Below are 17922 nucleotides of genomic sequence, written 5' to 3' on the forward strand. Positions count from 1 at the left end.
CTACCTGATCGAACGAAACGGAAAAAGGGGAAGGCGCGGCGCTCACGCCGGTGTCAGCGTGGTCCACCAGGGCAGCTTTTTCTCGACCCGCAGCGACAGGGCGCGGGCCAGCAGTTGCAGCGTGCGTTCGGGGTCGGCCAGCGGATAGGTGCCCATTACGCGCAAGCCGGCGGCCTCGGGCGCCACGCCCAGGTGGCCGCGCTGGTACCGGGCCAGTTCGGCCACCAGCTCGTCCAGCCGCATGTCGTTGGCCACGATCATGCCTTGGGTCCAGGCGGCGGCCCCGGCGTCGGCCGGCCCCGGGCGGCCGATATGGTCCGCCGTGTACACGACCTGATGGCCGGCCGCGACGGTCAGCCGCTCGCCGCTGTCCGCCGTGCGGACCTGCACCGCCCCGTCCAGCACCGCCAGCCGGGTGGCCTGGTCCAGCAGGCGGACGCTGAAGCGGGCGCCGGGGGCAGCGGCGATCGCGGAAGATCCCGAGAGGATTCCGAAGTCCTGTCCCTGCGGCCCGCCTGCAGGCTGGGACGTCCGGGGCGGGGCCGACGTGGCCAGGCGGCCTTGCGGCGTGGATACCACGAACGGGCGGGCGGCATCGGCTGCCGCCGCCACCAGCATCTCGCCGCGCAGCAGCGTCAGGCGCCGCTCGGTGGACCCGATGGCAAAATCGGCGGCGCTGGCCGTGTTCAGCCACAAGTGGCTGCCATCGGCCAGGCGCCATTCGCGGACCTGGCCGGTGGCGCTGCGGTAATCGGCCGCCAGCGCCTGCAGTTCGATGCGCAGCGGCGTATGGCGCCACGCCAGCCAACTGCCCAGCACGCCACCCGACAGCCAGGCCAGGGTGCGCAGGTGGCGCCGCCGCGCCGGCATCAGCGCCGCCTGCAAGCCGGCGGATGCGGCCCGCGGCTCGCCGTCCGTGCGCAGCGGCGCAAAGCGTTGGCTCACGGCCTCGATATAGCGCCAGGCGGCCTGATGGCCCGGGCTGCGGTCCAGCCAGGCGCGCCATTGCGTCCAGTCGGCCGCGCTGGCGGCCTCGTCATGCAGCCGCACATACCAGTCGGCCGCCTGTTGCAGGCTGCGATGATCGGCGGCGCCTGCGGGCGCGGTGGAGAAAGCGGGGCGGCCCATCAGCTTGCCGAGGGGGCGGGGGCGCCCAGTGCGGCCGGCGGCACATGCACGGGCTGCGTGGCGGCATGGTGCGCCGCTTCCAACAGCGCGCAATGCAGCATCGCCTGCGCCAGGTATTTCTTGATGGTGCGCTCGGACACGTCCAGCTCGATGGCGATTTCCCGGTACTTCAAGCCATCCACATGCGACAGGATGAACGCCCGCGCCACCTTGGGCGGCAGTTGCCGCAGCATCTCGGCCGCCTGCATCAACGTTTCGATGATGATCGCCTGCTGCTCGGCCGACGGCGCCGCCGCGCCCGCGCAGGTGTTCAAGGTGTCCAGCCAGGCGCGCTCGACTTCCTGGCGTCGCCACAGGTCGATGCACAGCCCGTTGCCCATGCTGCGCAGATAGGCGCGGGCGCCTTGCGGCGTGTCAAAGGCGCGGGGGGCGGCCAGCAGGCGCACGAAGGCGTCATGCGCCAGATCGGCCGCATCGAACGCATTGCCCAGCCGGCGCAGCAGCCAGGTACGCAGCCAGCCGTGGTGCGCCTGGTACAGGTGATGGATGTCCGAAGGGGAGGAGTCGGGGCGCATGGCGGGGCAACGTGACGAAATACCCCGGGAGTTTAACAGGAACGATTATCAGTTACATGGGCATCGCCCCGATGTTCGCCAGGCGGCAGGCATTGGCCTGCCGCCTGGCACATGAGCGGCACCTCGCTGGCCCGGGCCATGCCCACCCCGGGCACAGCGCCCCGTGTTCAGCTGCGACGCGCCGTCAGCCACTGCGCCGGCAGCAGCGCCTTGTTCACGATCCGCACCTCGCCGATGCTGCCAAAGAAGCCGTCGGCCCGGCTGCCATCCCACGAGCCAGCCCCCACGACCCACGGCATGTTGGCGGCCAGGGTCGCCAGGCCGGGCGCGTCGGACGCGTTGCGCAGGACCGGGGCGCCTTCGACGTACAGGATGGTTTCGTGGGTGGTGTTGTCATTGACCACGGCGATGTGCAGCCACTTGTCGGCGATGATTTCGCCGGACCAGTTGGTCTTGGCGTCGCGCGTGCCGGTGACGTCGGGCACGACTTCCCACTGGATTTCGCGCAGGCTGGACACGGCGAACAGCAGCGGCGGGGATTCGCCGTCGCCGCCGTTGAAGCCGGGCAGGTCGCCGCGCTTGCCGTCGCGGGTCATGATGTTCATCCAGGCGTTCTTGCCCGCGGTCCAGTCGCGGTCGATCTTGATGAAGGCTTCAACCGTGTAGCCGTTGGGCACGGTTTCCGCATTGATCGCCGCGGCCGTATCGGTGGTGAAGTAGCTCATGCGGGCGGTGTTCTTGTCGGTGTTCAAGAAGCGCACCGAGCCCGGGGCGGCGGACAGGTAGTGGTGGTCGTTGGACCAGAGCAGGTCGCCCAGCTGGGCGCCGGCCACGCCGTCGATGTTCAGCGCGGCGCGGCGCACGGGATTCAACCCGGTGCGATCGGCGACCACGGTGCCCACCGGCACGGGCTGGCCGTCGGCGCCGCCGAAGAAGCGCCAGTGGGCCAGGGTGCCGGACACCTGCGGGTAGTCGTCGCTGTCGGCGGCGGGCTTTTGCGTGGTGGCGGGCGGCTCGGTGTAGTTGGCCAGGATCAGCGCGCGGGCCTGGTCGATCAGCGCGGTGTGGCTGGGCGTGCCGGCCTTGAAGTCCTTATTGAAGCCGGCAAAGCGCTTGGCGAAATCCATCTTGATGGTGAATTCCTCATTGGTGCCGGGCAGAACGGCCTGGTCGAAGGCGTTGAGCGTGTTCTTGGGCTTTTGCGGCACCCAGGGCGAGAACGACAGCGCGCGGATTTCGTTATTGGACAGGTCGAATTCGTACAGGCGCATCAGGCCGTTGCCGCCCTGGTAGGCCATCTGGTAGTCGACGACCATTTCATGTACGGGATTGCCGAACGCGTTGGTCTTGGTCAGCAGCGCCGCGCCATGGTAATGGCCGTTGAGCGTCATGAAGATCTGGTCGTTGTCACGGATGAGCTTGTCCCACAGCATCAGGCCATAGGGCACTTCCAGGGGGCTGATGCCGTCTTTGTCGATGTTCAACAACTGGTGGTTGACCAGGATGACGGGCAGCGCCGGATTGGCGCGAATGACCTGGTTGGCCCAGGCCAGCGCGGCGTCGGAAATGCGCCACGACAGGGACAGCACCATGAACTTCTGGCCCTCGGCTTCGAACACGTGCCATTCGTGAAAGCCGCTGGGGTCGCGGCCGCCGAAAGTGGCCTGTTTCTTGGCGCGGTCGGTGCCGAAGGTCTGCAGATAGGGTTCGTTGGCCAGGATGCGCTGGGCGTCGGTGGCGCTGGCCTGGCTGCTTTGATCGACGTAGTCGCGGTCCAGGATCACGTCGTGGTTGCCGGCCAGGATGGAATACGGCACCTTGGCGTCTTCCAGGATCTTCATGGCCGCGTCGGCCACCTTCCACTGGTCGGGTTTGTTCTGCTGGTCGACCACGTCGCCCAGGTGGATCAGGAAGGGAATGCTGAGCGCCTTGGCGTTGTTGGCCACCCATTGCGTCTGCGCCTTGTAGGGCTCGCTGCCGTACTTGCGCATGAACTGCTGGTTTTCGGCGTCGGTGGCGTAGCGCGAATAGAACTGCGTGTCGGGCAGCACGGCGACGGCGAAGCTGGAGATGTTCTTGGGCTGCGGTTGCGGCTGCGGCGCCGGCGCGGGGGCATCGGGCGCGGCGGGGTCTTCGTCGTCGTTGTCGCTGGCGCAGGCCGACAGCAGCAGCGAGCCGCCGACCGGCATGAGCGTGGCGCCCAGGCCGGCTTTGAGCAGGCTGCGGCGGCGCGGGTCCGTTGCGGTTGGCACAAGGCCGCTTGTCTCGGCCATGTCATGATCGTCGTGCCGCGTATTAACGCGCTGTTTCAGGTCTTTCCGGTCGTGCGCCATCTGTGCCACCCCAATGAAAAAGTGGGAAGCTTAGAAACGCGAAATGACGGAAATGTTAAGCGTGCGTGAACATTGTGTGCAGCGCGGCAGGCCCGGGCCCGGGTGTGTGCAGGGTCGCGCGCCCGGATCTGCCGTGCGACGGGCGCGATGGTGTCACGCATGCACCGGCGGCAAGCGGTCGGCCCAGGGCCGCGCGCGTTCCAATTGTCCGGCCAGTTCGATCAGCGTGGTGTCGTCGCCATAAGACGCCATGAACTGGATGCCGATCGGCAGCCCGTTCGCGTCGCGGCACAGGGGCACGCTCATGGCGGGCACGCCGGCCGCGTTCGCGGGTCGGGTGAAGACGGTGCCGCGCATGAACTCGTCGGCGAAGGCGCGCCAGTCGCTGCTGCGCACGTCCAGCGCGGTCACGGGCGGCGGCAGGGTGGGCAGCACGGGCGTGAGCAGCACGTCGTAATCGGCCATCAGGCGGCCCACGCTGCGGGCGATGGCGTTGGCGGTGTTGCGGGCAGCCAGCAGGGCCGGGGCGGACAGGGCGCGGCCGTATTCGGCCAGGCCCAGGTTGGCGGGTTCGAAACCGCCAGGGTCGGCGGGGCGGCCAGTGTCGGCGGCGATGGCGTCGACTTCCAGCGCGGTGTAGGCGGCCACGATACGCAGGTAGGCGTCGGCCAGCGCGGCCTGGTCGAAGTTGAAGGCCGCGGTCTCGACTCGGTGGCCCAGTTGACGGCATAGCGTGGCGGCGTCGTCCAATGCGGCGGCGACGGCGGGGTCCAGCGTCATGTCCAGGCCTGGCTGGGTGATGAGGCCAATGCGCAGCGCGCGCGGATCGCGGCCGGCGGCCTCGGTGTACGCGCCGGACTTGGCCGGGGCGGCATACAGCGCGCCGGGTTCGGGCGCATCGGTCAGGTCGAGCAACAGGGCGGAATCGCGCACCGACCGGGTCAGGACGTGATGGCTGACCAGCCCACCCCAGTTTTCGCTGGACACGGGGCCGCAAGGCACGCGGCCGCGCGAAGGGCGCAGGCCGAACAGGCCGGTGCAGGCGGCCGGGATGCGGATGGACCCGGCGCCGTCGTTGCCATAGGCCAGCGGCACCATGCGCGCGGCGACGGCCGCGGCAGCGCCGCCGGACGAGCCGCCGGGGCTGCGGCGGGCGTCCCAGGGGTTGAGCGTCGCGCCGTGCAGGGTGGGCGCGGTGTGGATATTGGCCGAGAATTCCGGCAAGTTGGTCTTGCCGACGATGACCAGGCCGGCGGCCTTGTAGCGCCGCACCAGTTCGTGGTCGTGCGCGGGGGTGTAGCCCACGGCGGCGCGGCAGCCGAACGACATGGGCGTGCCGGCGTAGGTGGGGCAGTCGTCCTTGAGCAGCACGGGCACGCCGCGCAGCGGGGCGTCGGCGGGCAGCTCGCGCAATTGCGCTTCGGCCTCGTCGCGCATGGTGAGGATGACGGCGTTCAGTTGCGGGTTGACGCGGTCGATGGCGGCAAAGGCCTGCGCCACGGCTTCGGCCGGGGTCAGGCGGCCGGCGCGGATGGCGGCGGCCAACGCGGTGGCGTCGGCCTGGAGATAGTCGGAATCAGGGATGGGCATGGCTGCGGGAATGCGGGTCAGTATGAATGGAAACAGGCCAATGGCGGGGCGGTGCGAGCTGGCATCACGGTTGCGTCTTGCTCACGCCCCAGAACCGGTGCGTGCCGCCCGGCCAGCCCTGGTAGCCCTGCACCGACGGCCGCAGCGCGGTGACGACGGGCAGGTTGAACAGGCCGATGATGGGGATGTCTTGCGCCATCAGTTCGTGCAGCTGGTTGAAGAGGTCGCGGCGTTTGTTCGGGTCGGGTTCCATCGCCACCTGCTTGAGCAGGGCCGAGGCCTTGGGGTCGTCCCATTGGCGGGTGGGTTCGACCTTCTTGTCGCCGATCAGCGATTCGTACATCAGCAGCGGGTCCAGCCGGGCGGAATAGCCGAAGATGGCCAGCTCGTATTGGCCACGGCCGTACAGGTCCAGCTGCGAGGCCCAGTCGCGCACTTTCAGTTCGACGTTGATGCCCGACGCCGCCAGCATGGCCTGCACGATGGTGGCGGCCTGGATGCGTTCCTGGCGGTTGGCGACAAGCAATGTAATGGGTTTGCCCTTGTAGCCGGCCTGCGCCATCAGGGTGCGGGCGGCGGCCGGGTCGTAGGCCGGCCAGGTCTTGCTGCGGGCGTCGTAGTACGGGCTTTGCGGCACCAGCACCGACGGATTGGCGCTGTACAGGCCTTCGCCCGAGGCCTCGGCCAGGTCGGGCAGGCTGAGCGCGTGGGCAATCGCCTGGCGCATGCGCACGTCTTGCAGCGCGGGCGCATTGCTTTGCACCTGCATGACCAGCCAGCTGGGGGTCTGCTGCACCTGTACCGTCAGGCCCTGGCCGCGCAGCGTCTGCATGGTGGCGGGCTCGATGCCGTCCACGACGTCGAGGTCGCCGGACAACAGGCCGTTGCTGCGGGTGCTGGCGTCGGGCACCGTCATGAAACGCAGCAGGGCAATGGTGGCGGTCTTGTTGCCGGCGTAGCCGTCGCGTGCGCCGGGCAGGGCGTCGTAGGCCTCAAAGCGCTTCAAGTCCAGCTGGCGGCCGGTCATCATGCCGGCGAAGGCATAGGGGCCGGTGCCGATGGGGGCTTTGAAGCTGCCGTCGGCGTTGACCGAATCCGGGTGCAGGATCCACGGCGTGCACTGGATGGTGGCCAGCGTCATCAGGAAGTTGGGCGCGGGCGAGGCGAAGGTGAACCGTACGGTCTGCGCATCGACGGCGTCGACCTGCTGCAAGGCGGGGCCGATCTTGCCGTTGTAGCGGTTGACGCACTGGAAGTTGGTCTTCGGATCCAGATAGCGCTTGAAGTTCCAGGTCACGTCGGCGGCCGTCAGCACCGCGCCGTTGTGGAAATGCACCTTGGGCCGCAGGGTGAACTCGTAGACCTTGCCATCGTCCTTGACCTGCCAGCTTTCGGCCAGCACGGGTTTGATCTTCAGGTCTTCGCCATAGGCCACCAGGCCTTCGACCACGTGGGCCAGCGCCATGTCGGCGTTGGCATCGCGGTTCACGCCGGGGTTGATGCTGGCGATATCGGCGTGCAGCGCCACGCGCAGCGTGCCGATGTCGCCGACGGCGTGGGCGGCCGGGCCGGCCAGCAGGCCGCACAGCAGCAGGGCCAGGGCAGGTTTGCGTGTCATGGGGTTCCCCTTGTGTTTGTGGGTCTTGATGGCAGGCTTTAGCGGCGGGCCTTCAGAAATTCCTCGAAGAACGCCTGGACCGGGTCGATGACCTTGAACGGCTCGTGCGCCACGCCCGGCACGGTGTCGCGCCGGACCTTGATGCCGTGGCGTTCGAAGCTTTGCGCCAGCGCCTCGATTCGCTCGATGCGGTTGTCGCCTTGCAGGTCGGCGCCGGGCATCCACAGTTTGCTGTCGCGCGGGATGGTGATTTCCCAGGTCTGGGTGTCGTCGGTGCCGACCACGGTCTGCACGGCCACCTGGCGCATGGCGTCGATGTCGATGGCCTTGCCGAAGCGCGCGGGCACGTCGCGCACGCCCACCCACCAGTCGTAGTCGGGATGCAGCAGCGTCACCACGCCGGGCGCGCCGATGGAGACGGCTTGCAGGCGTTCGGGGTGCAGCATGAAAAAGCGCTGGCAGAACTGGCCGCCGCCCGAATAGCCGTACAGCAGGAAGCGGCCGCCGTTCACGCGGTATTTGGCGATGACTTCGTCCACCATGGCCAGCAGCACGTGGTCGTAGCGGATGTCGTGGAACTGGATGCGCTTGTAGTTGGCCAGGTCGCCGGGTTCGATGATGCCCACCGGGAACAGCGGCGCCAGCACGATGCAGTCGTGGCGTTGGGCGAAATCGGCGAACAGGTCGCGGTATTGCGTGGCGGTGCGGCCGGTGCCGTGCACGATGACGGCCAGGTCGTAGGCCTTGGCGGCGGTTTCGTCGTAATCGGCCGGCACGTACAGGCAGTAGCTGAAGCGCTGGTCGTATTGGCAGGCAAAGAACGGCGTGGCGCCGAAGTCGTAGAAGCTGAGCTTGATGCCGTGGCCCTGGCGGCGGGCGGGTAGCGTGGTCATGGATGGGCCTCCTGGGGCCGGTCGGTGCTGAAAGCGGAGGCCGCCGGCGATTGCCCGGCGGGCAGGCTTTGGCGGTCATCGACAGGCTGCCCGCCGGTGTCGCGGCGCCATTTCAGGCGCACGCCGCCCGCGGGCGTGGGTTCGAGCAGCGGAATGGCGCCGAGCAGCTGGCGGGTATAGGGTTCGCGCGGGGTGTCGAAGATGGCGTCGCGGGTGCCTTGTTCGACGATGCGGCCGGTCTGCATCACGATGACGCGGTCGGCAATCTGTTCGACGACGCCCAGGTCGTGGCTGATGAACAGGCACGAAAAGCCATAGCGCTGCTGCAGGTCGGCCAGCAGGTCCAGCACCTGGGCGCGCACCGTGACGTCCAGCGCGGACACCGCCTCGTCGGCAATCAGCAGCGCCGGGCGGCGCACCAGGGCGCGCGCAATCGCCACGCGCTGGCGCTGGCCGCCGGACAGTTCGTGCGGATAGCGCTGGCCGAAGTCGCCGCCCAGCCCCACGTCTTGCAGCGTTTCGGCCACGCGCCGGGCCTTGTCGGACGCGCTCAAGCCGGGCGCCAGCCGCAGCGCCTCGGCCACCAGGGCCGACACCGTCATGCGCGGGTCCAGCGACGAATACGGGTCCTGGAACACCATCTGGCAGTGGTAGCGATAGTCGTCAAAGCCCGCGCCGCGCGCAGCCAGCGGCTGGCCCTTGTAGCGCAGCGTGCCGCCGGTGGGCGCCACCAGGCCGGTCAGCACCGAGCCCAGCGTGGTCTTGCCCGAACCCGATTCGCCCACCACGGCCACCACTTCGCCCGGGTGGATGTCCAGGCTGATGCCGTGCAGCACGCGCACGCCGGCCTGGCGGCTGAACCAGGTGCTACGGGCACCATAGTCCACGGTCAGGTCGCGCGCGGACAGCAGCGGCGCGGCAGTGGCCAGCGGGCGCGGGGCGCGGCGCTGCGGCAGGGTGGCCAGCAGTTGGCGGGTGTAGTCGTGGGCGGGCGCGGCCAGCAGTTGGGCGGTGGCGCCGGTTTCGACGATGTCGCCGCGGCGCATCACCACCATGCGGCTGGCGTAGCGCGCCACCATCGGCAAGTCATGGCTGATCAGCAGCACGGCGGTGCCGTGTTCCTGGGTCAGCTCGACCAGCATTTCCATCACTTCGCGCTGGATCACGGCGTCCAGCGCGGTGGTGGGTTCGTCGGCGATGAGCAGCGCGGGGCGCAGCAGCATGGCCGAGGCGATCATGATGCGTTGGCGCATGCCGCCCGAGAATTCATGCGGATAGGCCCGCAGTACGCGGTCGATGTCGCGCAGGCCGACGCGGCGCAGCATGGCTTCGATGCGAGCGCGGTGGCTGGCGCGTTCGCGCGGCGCGTGCTGCAGCAGGCCTTCTACCAGCTGTTCGCCTACGGTCAGCGACGGCGTGAGCGAGGTCATGGGTTCCTGGAATACCATCGCCACCTTGGGGCCGCGCAGGGCGCGCAACTGCGCCGGGCGCAGGCCGTAGACAGACGTGCCGTCCAGCTTGATGTCGCCGCCGGTACGCGCGATGGCGTCGGGCGTCAGGCGCATGATGGCGCGGCCCAGCAGGGTCTTGCCCGAGCCGGATTCGCCCACCACGCCGACGATCTCGCCGCGCGCCACTTGCAGGCTGGCGTCGGCCACCACGTTGCGATGGGGGCCGGCGGCGAGCGTCAGGCGGTCGATGTCGAGCAACACGGGGGATGTCATGCGCGCCTCCGCATGCGGGGATCGAGCCGGTCGCGCAGCGCGTCGCCCAACAGGTTGATGCCCAGCAGCGACAGCGAGATCGCCAGGCCGGGAAAGATCGCCAGCCAGGCGGCCTGGCCGATGTAGCTGCGGCTGCCGGCCAGCATGTTGCCCCAGGTGGGCGCGGGTGGCGCCACGCCCAGGCCCAGGAAGCTGAGCGAGCTTTCGGCCAGGATGATCCAGCCGCACATGGACGTTGCCATGACGATGACCGGCGCCAGGCAGTTGGGCAGCAAGTGCCGCATCAGGGTGTAGAACTCGGAATTGCCCATGATGCGCGACGCCCGCACGAATTCGCGTTCGCGCAGGCTGAGCACGGTGCCGCGCACCACCCGCACCACGGACGACATGTAGGCCAGGGCCAGCGCCAGGATGATGCCGGTTTCGCTGGCGCCGAACACGGCCAGGAGGCCCAGCGCCAGCAACAGGCCGGGAAAGGCCAGCAGGGTGTCGTTGATGGCCATCAGCACGCGGTCGGTCCAGCCGCGCAGAAAGCCGCTGGTGGCGCCGATGAGTACGCCCGCCCCGGTGGCCAGCAGTACCGTCATCACGCTGACGCGCAGGCTGGCGGTGGCGCCCTGCATCAGGCGGCTGAAGACATCGCGGCCCAGCTCGTCGGTGCCCATCAGGTGCGTCAGGCTGGGCGCGGCCAGGCGGGCCTTGAAGTTGAGCTTGAGCGGATCGTAGGGCGTCCAGAATAGCGCCACCAGGGCGGTCACGACCACCACCGCCACCAGGGTGCCGCCCACCACGGAGGTCAGGGAACGACGTTTCATTGCGCGGCCACCCTCGGGTCGAACAGCGGGTAGAGCAGGTCCACCGCCAGATTGACCAGCACGTACACGCTGGCGATGAACAGCAGACAGCCCTGGATCACCGGGTAGTCGCGGGCGAAGATGGCGTCGACCAGGAGGCGGCCCAGGCCGGGAAGGGTGAACACCGTTTCGATCACGGCCACCCCGGCCAGCAGGTTGCCCAGAATCAGGCCCAGCAGCGTCCAGGTGGGGCCGAACGAACTCTTGAAGGCGTGGCGGCGCAGCACCTTGAATTCGGACAGGCCCTTGGCGCGGGCGTGGGTGATGTAGTCCAGGTTCAGCACTTCCAGCGTGGACGCGCGGGTCATGCGCAGGATCACGCCGATCTCGTGCAATAGCAGCGTGGCCACCGGCAGCACCAGGTACATCAAGGCGCGGCCCGGGTTCTCGGCGAAGGTGACGAAGCCCACCATCGGAAACCAGCCCAGCTTGAGCGAGAACAGCAGCAAGAGCAGCAGGCCCATCCAGAAGGCGGGCAACGACAGCAGCAGGGTGGCGCCGCCCACCAGCGCCAGGTCGGCCAGGCGGCCCTGGCGCCACGCCGCCAGCATCCCGGCCGGCACCGCCAGCAGCGTGGCCAGCAGCACGGCGGGCAGCACCACCTGCGCGCTGACGACGAAGCGTTCCAGGATCAGCGACAGCACGGGTTCGCGGTTGGCGATGGATAGTCCCAGGTCGCCTTGCAGCACGTGGCCGCCCCACAACAGGAACTGGGTCGGCCAACTGGCGTTCAGCCCTAACTGTTCGCGCAGCGCGGCCAGGCTGGCGGCATCGGCCGAATCGCCCAGCATCAAGGCGGCCGGGTCACCCGGAATCAGCCGCACCAGGATGAACACCGCCAGCGCAACCATCAGCAGCGTGGGCAGCGCCATGCCGATGCGCGACACGATGAAGCGCAACATGGCGCTCAGGCTCCGGCCAGCTCGGATTCGCGGGTATCGACGGCATCCCGCGGCTCGTCGCCGTCCAGCCGGTAGGTCGTGAAGCGGCGGTTGCTGGCCGGCATGGGCGCGATTTCCATCAGGCCCAGCGCCGGCTCCATCACGATCATGGCGACCGTGGCGGTGAGGTTGCCGCCGTCGCCGTGGCGTTCGGGCCGGCAGACGGAATAGGGCGCCAGGAAGTCGTCGAACAGCGCGGCCTTGACGCCTTCGCGGTCCAGGAGGCGGCCCTGGGCTTGCAGCAGCCGGCGCACGCGCCAGTCGCGGTAGAAGCTTTCGGGTACATGGGCAATACCGGTGTCGCGCAGCTTGGCCAGGGCAATGGGGCCGACCCAGTGGTTGGCGTGCACGATCAGGCCGTCGTCGGGGTACAGCGGAAAGGCCTCGTCCGGCGCGCATTCGAAGTCGATGCCGAACCCGGCGGCCGACGCGATCATGATGTTGTTCGAGCAGGACTTGGGCGTGGTGGCCACGACCTTGGCGGCCAGGGCGAAGTGTTCCTGTTCCAGCACCTTGCGGCGGATCAGGCCCAGGGGCACGCCCAGGGTCTTGTAGTCGCGCTCGCATTCCAGGTAGTTGGCGGTGATGGATACGCCCGCGGCGTTCAGCCCGCTGCGGGCCAGGCCGCCGGCTTCGACAAAGGTCAGGTAGTCGGGCCCGTGTTCCTGGCGTACCCGCAGCACGACGCCGGTGGCCGCGCATTCGGCGCGCCAGTCCCAGTTCTGCGCGTGGATCAGGTTGCCCGAGGCGCTGCGCTCGGGCAGCAGGATGGTGCCGGTGCAGCCGTCGTCGGCTTCGTCGTCGGGATTGGCCGCGCTGCTTTGGGCCCGCGCCAGCGCCATGACTTCGGTGCGGGCGTTGATCATGACGATGTCTTCGAAGGGCACGCCGGCGCCCTGGGCGATGCCGCGCATTTCTTCGACGTAGTGCTCGTCGAAGTCGGCGATGCGGCGCGCGTAGTCGGCGATCAACGCCGCTTTTTGCGCAGCGCCCATGCCGAATGCGTCCAGCGCCCCGCCGTACAGGGCCGCGCTCTGGCGGATGCGGGGTTGCAGTGCCTGCCCATACTGGCGGCCGCGGCTTTCAGGGCCGCCGGTCAACGTAACGCAGGGAAAGGGAGTGATTGCCATCTGTCCTTCCTTTTGTATTTTGTTGCTGCGTAATACACTAAATACCGCTGTTATCTCCTGTCAATCGGTTTTATGGGGCGATATATGAAATCTAGGGAAAACGTGTACGACCTCACGGGACGCGGCAGGGCAGCGCGCGGCGCCCCGGGCAAGCACGCGCTTGCGCCCGCGGGTCGGGCATGGATAATCCTTCGGCAAAGGAGCGCGACGCCATGCAAGAGCTGAGTCCCTTACAGATCGAAGTCGCCCGCAAGCTGACCGCCCTGATCCAGAGCGGCCGCTGGCAGGTGGGCGAGCGACTGTCGGATCTACGCCTGGCGCAGGAACTGAAGGTGTCGCGCTCGCCGATTCGCCAGGCGCTGAACCTGCTGACGCGCCAGGGCCTGTTGGCCTACACGGCGGGCAAGGGCTACCGGCTGGAACGCGAGCCCGCCAGCGACGAAAGCCTGGATGCGCTGGTTCCGCATTCCGAATCCGAAAGCCTGTACGGCGAATTGATGAGCGCCCGCGCCGACGGCCGGCTGGGGGCAGAGGTGTCCGAAGCGCAACTGGTCGAACAGTTCCAGGTCACGCGGGGCGCGCTGCGGCGTGCGCTGATGCGCCTGGCCACCGAAGGGCTGGCCGAGCGCCTGCCGGGCCACGGCTGGCAGTTCGCCGAAACGCTGGACAACGAGCAGGCGGTCAACGAAAGCTATGAATTTCGGCTGATCGTCGAATGCAGCGCGCTGACGGCGCCGGGCTATCACGCGCCGCCGGACCAACTGACCGCCTTGCAGCGCGAGCAGGGCGAAATACTGCAGATGCCGGTGGCGCAATTGCAGCGCGACGTCTGGTTCAACGCCAACGCCAATTTTCATGAAACGCTGGCGTCGTGGTCGAACAACCGCTTTCTGACCGAGGCCGTGCGGCGCCAGAATTCGCTGCGGCGCATGACGGAATACGCCAATTTCGGGTATCTCGCCGAGGTGCACATCCGCCAGGCCTGTACCGACCACCTGGGGATCCTGGCGGCGCTGGCGGAGGGAGACCGGGAGTATGCGGCGGCGCTGCTGAAGCGCCACATCACGCGAGCCGCGGATATCTGAGGGGTAGCGAGCGCAAGGGCGGCTTGCGACCCGGCCGTCGGCCCGACCTTGGGCCGATTACGTCGTGGCTTGAGATTGCCGAGTTGGCGCCCGGTGCTGCGGCGCCAACGGGCAGGCCGCGCAGTACTGCGCCGTGGGCAGCAGGTGGTACAGGCAGCATTCGCGATGCAGCGTCATGACCGGGCCGTCGCCCCGCGATACGCGCGGTGGCAGGCACAAGGGGTTGTCGCGTTCCTGGCAGGCCGGACCCCACGCGGATTCGTGCAGCAACTGTTGGCGGTCGTGCGCGGCATGCGGCGCGGCGCCGTGGGTTTCCATCGCCTTCAGCACGGCTTCCAGGTAGCGCACCGCGCCGCCCCAGACCGTCTTGCGCGGCAGGCGGCTGGCCTGGAACAGCGCGTCGGCCAGCAGGTGCAGGTGGTTCCAGACCAGGGGACCGTAGCGGTGCCAGACGTCGGAGGGGGCGTGGACGGGCGCTTCGGCGCGGCGTGTGACGGTGCTGCCAGCGGTAATGGCAGGATCCCCGTCCTTGGCGTCGCCCAGGTCGGCAATCAGGAAGCGCACGGGCGCGCCCGTGTCATCCAGTTCCACCCGCATGGCGTCGGCGGCCATCGGCAACGGCCGGCACGCACCGCTGGCGGCGGCCACCACCGGCGGCAGCAGCGCCCACAGATAACGCATGGCCCAGGCCGAGGCCACCGCGCGCGGATCAGCGTCCGACCAGTGGCGGCGGTGGCGCGCCAATGCGTCGCCCAGCCCGTCCGGATCGTGCAGCAGCGCGCCCGCCAAGCGTTCACCGGCGCGGGTGGGCGCAAGCTGCACGGACTCGGCGTAGACACGCCATTCTTCGCGGAAATAGGGCTGCAGGAACGCGATCATGCGGGGCCGGGATCGAGGCGGGCAAAGCAGGCAAGCGTAAAGACAAAGCGGCGCCGGTGCAAATCGGCGGCATAGCCATATAACATTTGGTTCGTTCGCGGCGGGCGGGCCCGGCGCTATCTTTTTCGTTTCCGCTACACAGGCCGGCACCCATGGCTGCGCAACGTCAATTGAAGCTGGGCGCATTCATGCGCCCGGTCAGTATCCACACAGGCGCCTGGCGCTACCCCGGCGCCCATCGCGACGCCAATTTCAATTTCGAACACCTCAAGCGCTACGCCCAGACGCTGGAAAAGGCCAAGTTCGACGCCTTCTTCATGGCCGACCACCTGGCGTTGCTGAACATGCCCATCGAGGCGCTCAAGCGCAGCCATACCGCGACGTCGTTCGAGCCGTTCACGCTGCTGTCCGCATTGAGCCAGGCCACCGAGCGGCTGGGGCTGGTGGCCACGGCGTCCACCACGTTCGACGAGCCGTTCCACTTGGCCCGGCGCTTCGCGTCGCTGGACCACCTGAGCGGCGGCCGGGCGGGCTGGAACATCGTCACCACGTCCAACCCCGACGCCGCGCTGAATTTCGGCCGCACCGAGCAGCCAGACCACGCCCACCGTTACGCCCGTGCCCGCGAGTTCTACGACGTGGTGACGGGCCTGTGGGACAGCTGGGCCGACGACGCCTTCATCCGCGATGCGGACAGCGGCATTTATTTCGACCCGTCGCGGCTGCGCGCCGTGAATCACCAGGGCGAACACCTGTCGGTGCGCGGGCCGCTGCACATTGCGCGGCCGGTGCAGGGCTGGCCGGTGATCGTGCAAGCCGGCGCGTCCGAACCGGGCCGCCAGCTGGCCGCCGAAACCGCCGAGGTCGTCTTTGCCGCGGCGGGCACGTTGCAGGACGGCCAGCGCTTCTATGCGGACGTGAAAGGGCGCATGGACAAGCTGGGCCGCAGCCGCGACCACTTGAAGATACTGCCCGGCGTGCTGGTGGTGGTGGGCGACACCGACGCCGAGGCCCGCGCCATCCGCGCCAAGCTGGACAGCCTGGTGCACTACGAAAGCGCCATCGCGTCGCTGTCTATCGCCCTGGGCTGTGACGCGTCGCGCTTTGACCCCGACGCGCCGCTGCCGCCGCTGCCCGAGACCAACGCCAGCAAGAGCAGCCAGGAACGCGTGCTGCGCCTGGCCGAACGCGAATCGCTGACGGTGCGGCAACTGGCCCAGCGCCTGGGCGGTTACGGCGGACTGGCCATGGTGGGCACCGCCGCGCACATCGCCGACCAGATGCAGGAATGGCTGGAAACCGAGGGGTCCGACGGCTTCAACGTCATGTTTCCGTGGCTGCCGGGCGGGCTGGATGCCTTTGCCGGGCAGGTCGTGCCGGAACTGCAGCGGCGGGGGATCTTCCGGCGCGAGTATGAAGGCCGCACGCTGCGCGAGAATCTGGGGCTGCCGCGGCCAGCGAATCGGCATTTTGCGTAGGTCTTCCCTGCCTGGCGGGTGTCACAATCCCGGCCGCTGCCTTTCCATCATCGTCTTCAGCAGCAGCGTCAGCAACGCCATGCAGGCCAACAGCGCGGCGGCGGTGAAGGCGGCGACCGTCTTGTAGTCGTCGTTGAGCTGTTCGATCAGCAGCGGCAGCGTCAGCGTCTTGCCGCGGATGGCGCCGGCCACGACCGATACGGCGCCGAACTCGCCGACCGCGCGGGCGTTGGTGATGACGGCGCCGTACAGCAGGCCCCATTTGATGTTGGGCAGCGTGACGCGGCGGAAGATCTGCCAGCCGCCGGCGCCCAGCGTCAGCGCGGCCTGTTCCTCTTCGGGCCCTTGCGCCTGCATCAGCGGAATCAGGATGCGCGCGACGAAGGGCGAGGTCACGAAGATGGTCACCATGACGATGCCGGGCCAGGCGAACATCAGCTGCACGCCATGGCCGTTCAGCCAGCGGCCGAACGCGCCTTCCAGCCCGTAGACCACCAGGTAGCACAGCCCGGCGACCACCGGCGAGGTGGCGTAGGGGATGTCGACCAGCGCGATCAGCACGCGCCGCCCGCGAAAGTCGTAGCGCGTGACGCACCAGGCCAGCAGCACGCCGAACACCAGGTTCACCGGCACGCTGATGAGGGCGGCCAGCAAGGTCAGGCCGATGGCCGCGCGCATGTCGCTGCTGCCCAGGTTCTGCACCAGGGCCGTCCAGCCGCCGACGATGACCCGGGTGAAGATCAGGCTGAGCGGCAGCACCAGCAGCAACAGGGCGGCGAGAAGGCCCGCGGCGATCAGCAGGCGGCGCGGCCAGGGGGAATCCGGGCGCATCCGTCAGACCCCGGCCACGCGTTGCCACGGCAACAGGCGGCCCTGCAACACCTGCAAGGCAAACAACAGCAGCAGCGACGCGGCGAGCACGACGGTGGCGATGGCGGCCGCGGCCGGGTAGTTGTATTCAGCCAGGCGGCTGAAGATCATCAGGGACGTCACTTCGGTCTTGTAAGGGATATTGCCGGCGATCATCACGACGGCGCCGAACTCGCCCAGGCTGCGGATGAAGGCCTGCGAGCCGCCGGTGAACAGCGCCGGCACCAGCGCGGGCAGCAGCACGCGCCAGGCCACCTGGCGGCCGCTGGCGCCCAGCGTGCGCGCGGCCTCTTCGTATTCGGTGCCGATATCGGCCAGCACCGGCTGCGCCGAGCGCACCACGAATGGCAGGCTGGTGAAGATCATGGCGATGACCAGGCCAGGAAAGGCGTAGGAAATCTTGATGCCCAGCGGCGCGAAGAACTGGCCGACCCAGCCGCCTGGCGCCAGCAGCACTGACAGCGTCAGCCCGGCGACTGCCGTCGGCAGGGCAAAGGGCAGGTCCACGGCTGCGTCCAGCAGCGCGCGGCCCGGAAAGCGGTAGCGCACCAGGATCCACGCCAGCAGCAAGCCCACCGCCAGCACCACGGTGGTGGAATAGGCGGCCGACAGCAGCGTGACGCGGTAGCTGGCCAGCACCCGCGGGTCGGTCACCGCCTGCCAATACTGGCCCCAGCTCATCTGGCTGCTGTAGAGCGGCAGCGCGGACAAGGGCAGCAGAATGACCAGCGTGATGAACAGGCTGCTGACCCCGAAGCTCAGCCCGAAACCGGGCAGGGTGGGGTGCTGGCGAAAGAACTTAGGCATGCGGACCCGAACGAAAA

General features: G+C 68.6%; 15 protein-coding genes. 2 read left to right on the forward strand and 13 right to left on the reverse strand.

From position 1 onward, the window contains the following. Positions 1-42: 42 nt before the first annotated feature. The 10 genes from AC3WMR_RS11540 to AC3WMR_RS11585 all read right to left on the reverse strand — a co-directional run bounded on the left by AC3WMR_RS11540 (position 43) and on the right by AC3WMR_RS11585 (position 12786). Positions 43-1128, reverse strand: a complete 1086-nt coding sequence (locus AC3WMR_RS11540) for a FecR domain-containing protein (protein ID WP_492263206.1) — start codon at positions 1126-1128, stop codon at positions 43-45. After that, positions 1128-1703, reverse strand: a complete 576-nt coding sequence (locus tag AC3WMR_RS11545) for a sigma-70 family RNA polymerase sigma factor (protein ID WP_175195063.1) — start codon at positions 1701-1703, stop codon at positions 1128-1130. The genes AC3WMR_RS11540 and AC3WMR_RS11545 overlap by 1 nt, the downstream gene beginning before the upstream one ends. 167 nt (positions 1704-1870) lie before the next feature. Then, positions 1871-4036 (reverse strand): laminin G domain-containing metallophosphoesterase family protein, encoded by a 2166-nt coding sequence (locus AC3WMR_RS11550; RefSeq protein ID WP_492263207.1) that lies wholly within the window; start codon positions 4034-4036, stop codon positions 1871-1873. A gap of 153 nt (positions 4037-4189) precedes the next feature. Continuing rightward, positions 4190-5626 carry an amidase gene (locus tag AC3WMR_RS11555; protein WP_492263208.1) on the reverse strand — a complete coding sequence of 479 codons (1437 nt, stop codon included), beginning with the start codon at positions 5624-5626 and terminating at the stop codon, positions 4190-4192. Between the two features lie 64 nt (positions 5627-5690). Continuing rightward, positions 5691-7244, reverse strand: coding sequence for an ABC transporter substrate-binding protein (locus AC3WMR_RS11560; protein ID WP_492263209.1), 1554 nt, complete (start codon positions 7242-7244; stop codon positions 5691-5693). 38 nt (positions 7245-7282) lie between these two features. Further along, entirely contained in the window at positions 7283-8137 is an 855-nt protein-coding gene (locus AC3WMR_RS11565) for an alpha/beta hydrolase (protein ID WP_492263210.1), read from the reverse strand. After that, entirely contained in the window at positions 8134-9861 is a 1728-nt protein-coding gene (locus AC3WMR_RS11570) for a dipeptide ABC transporter ATP-binding protein (RefSeq protein WP_492263211.1), read from the reverse strand. Before AC3WMR_RS11570 ends, AC3WMR_RS11565 begins: the two co-directional genes overlap by 4 nt. Continuing rightward, positions 9858-10676: an ABC transporter permease gene (locus AC3WMR_RS11575; RefSeq protein WP_492263212.1), complete on the reverse strand. Its 819-nt coding sequence runs from the start codon at positions 10674-10676 to the stop codon at positions 9858-9860. The genes AC3WMR_RS11570 and AC3WMR_RS11575 overlap by 4 nt, the downstream gene beginning before the upstream one ends. Continuing rightward, on the reverse strand, positions 10673-11617 hold the full coding sequence (locus AC3WMR_RS11580) for an ABC transporter permease (protein WP_492263213.1): 945 nt from the start codon (positions 11615-11617) through the stop codon (positions 10673-10675). The genes AC3WMR_RS11575 and AC3WMR_RS11580 overlap by 4 nt, the downstream gene beginning before the upstream one ends. 5 nt (positions 11618-11622) lie before the next feature. Then, positions 11623-12786: a C45 family autoproteolytic acyltransferase/hydrolase gene (locus AC3WMR_RS11585; protein WP_492263214.1), complete on the reverse strand. Its 1164-nt coding sequence runs from the start codon at positions 12784-12786 to the stop codon at positions 11623-11625. Positions 12787-12998: 212 nt separating this feature from the next. Here AC3WMR_RS11585 and AC3WMR_RS11590 point away from each other — a divergent pair, with 212 nt between their 5' ends. Continuing rightward, positions 12999-13871: a GntR family transcriptional regulator gene (locus AC3WMR_RS11590; protein WP_492263215.1), complete on the forward strand. Its 873-nt coding sequence runs from the start codon at positions 12999-13001 to the stop codon at positions 13869-13871. Positions 13872-13928: 57 nt separating this feature from the next. On the opposite strand, the gene AC3WMR_RS11595 is transcribed toward AC3WMR_RS11590, so the two are convergent. After that, entirely contained in the window at positions 13929-14750 is an 822-nt protein-coding gene (locus tag AC3WMR_RS11595) for an IucA/IucC family C-terminal-domain containing protein (protein ID WP_492263216.1), read from the reverse strand. Positions 14751-14902: 152 nt separating this feature from the next. Here AC3WMR_RS11595 and AC3WMR_RS11600 point away from each other — a divergent pair, with 152 nt between their 5' ends. Further along, on the forward strand, positions 14903-16228 hold the full coding sequence (locus tag AC3WMR_RS11600) for an LLM class flavin-dependent oxidoreductase (protein ID WP_492263217.1): 1326 nt from the start codon (positions 14903-14905) through the stop codon (positions 16226-16228). Between the two features lie 21 nt (positions 16229-16249). On the opposite strand, the gene cysW is transcribed toward AC3WMR_RS11600, so the two are convergent. Then, a complete protein-coding gene (gene cysW / locus AC3WMR_RS11605) occupies positions 16250-17059 on the reverse strand; it encodes a sulfate ABC transporter permease subunit CysW (protein WP_492263218.1) in 810 nt (269 codons plus the stop codon). A gap of 3 nt (positions 17060-17062) precedes the next feature. Further along, positions 17063-17905 (reverse strand): sulfate ABC transporter permease subunit CysT, encoded by an 843-nt coding sequence (gene cysT / locus AC3WMR_RS11610; protein ID WP_492263219.1) that lies wholly within the window; start codon positions 17903-17905, stop codon positions 17063-17065. Positions 17906-17922 lie beyond the last annotated feature (17 nt).

This window comes from Achromobacter sp. FW305-C-28 (assembly GCF_058783235.1).

Coding starts and splice junctions, on each gene's coding strand:
- AC3WMR_RS11540 (WP_492263206.1), bottom strand. CDS start 1,128: ATGGGCCGCCCCGCTTTCTCCACCGCGCCCGCAGGCGCCGCCGATCAT.
- AC3WMR_RS11545 (WP_175195063.1), bottom strand. CDS start 1,703: ATGCGCCCCGACTCCTCCCCTTCGGACATCCATCACCTGTACCAGGCG.
- AC3WMR_RS11550 (WP_492263207.1), bottom strand. CDS start 4,036: ATGGCGCACGACCGGAAAGACCTGAAACAGCGCGTTAATACGCGGCAC.
- AC3WMR_RS11555 (WP_492263208.1), bottom strand. CDS start 5,626: ATGCCCATCCCTGATTCCGACTATCTCCAGGCCGACGCCACCGCGTTG.
- AC3WMR_RS11560 (WP_492263209.1), bottom strand. CDS start 7,244: ATGACACGCAAACCTGCCCTGGCCCTGCTGCTGTGCGGCCTGCTGGCC.
- AC3WMR_RS11565 (WP_492263210.1), bottom strand. CDS start 8,137: ATGACCACGCTACCCGCCCGCCGCCAGGGCCACGGCATCAAGCTCAGC.
- AC3WMR_RS11570 (WP_492263211.1), bottom strand. CDS start 9,861: ATGACATCCCCCGTGTTGCTCGACATCGACCGCCTGACGCTCGCCGCC.
- AC3WMR_RS11575 (WP_492263212.1), bottom strand. CDS start 10,676: ATGAAACGTCGTTCCCTGACCTCCGTGGTGGGCGGCACCCTGGTGGCG.
- AC3WMR_RS11580 (WP_492263213.1), bottom strand. CDS start 11,617: ATGTTGCGCTTCATCGTGTCGCGCATCGGCATGGCGCTGCCCACGCTG.
- AC3WMR_RS11585 (WP_492263214.1), bottom strand. CDS start 12,786: ATGGCAATCACTCCCTTTCCCTGCGTTACGTTGACCGGCGGCCCTGAA.
- AC3WMR_RS11590 (WP_492263215.1), top strand. CDS start 12,999: ATGCAAGAGCTGAGTCCCTTACAGATCGAAGTCGCCCGCAAGCTGACC.
- AC3WMR_RS11595 (WP_492263216.1), bottom strand. CDS start 14,750: ATGATCGCGTTCCTGCAGCCCTATTTCCGCGAAGAATGGCGTGTCTAC.
- AC3WMR_RS11600 (WP_492263217.1), top strand. CDS start 14,903: ATGGCTGCGCAACGTCAATTGAAGCTGGGCGCATTCATGCGCCCGGTC.
- cysW (WP_492263218.1), bottom strand. CDS start 17,059: ATGCGCCCGGATTCCCCCTGGCCGCGCCGCCTGCTGATCGCCGCGGGC.
- cysT (WP_492263219.1), bottom strand. CDS start 17,905: ATGCCTAAGTTCTTTCGCCAGCACCCCACCCTGCCCGGTTTCGGGCTG.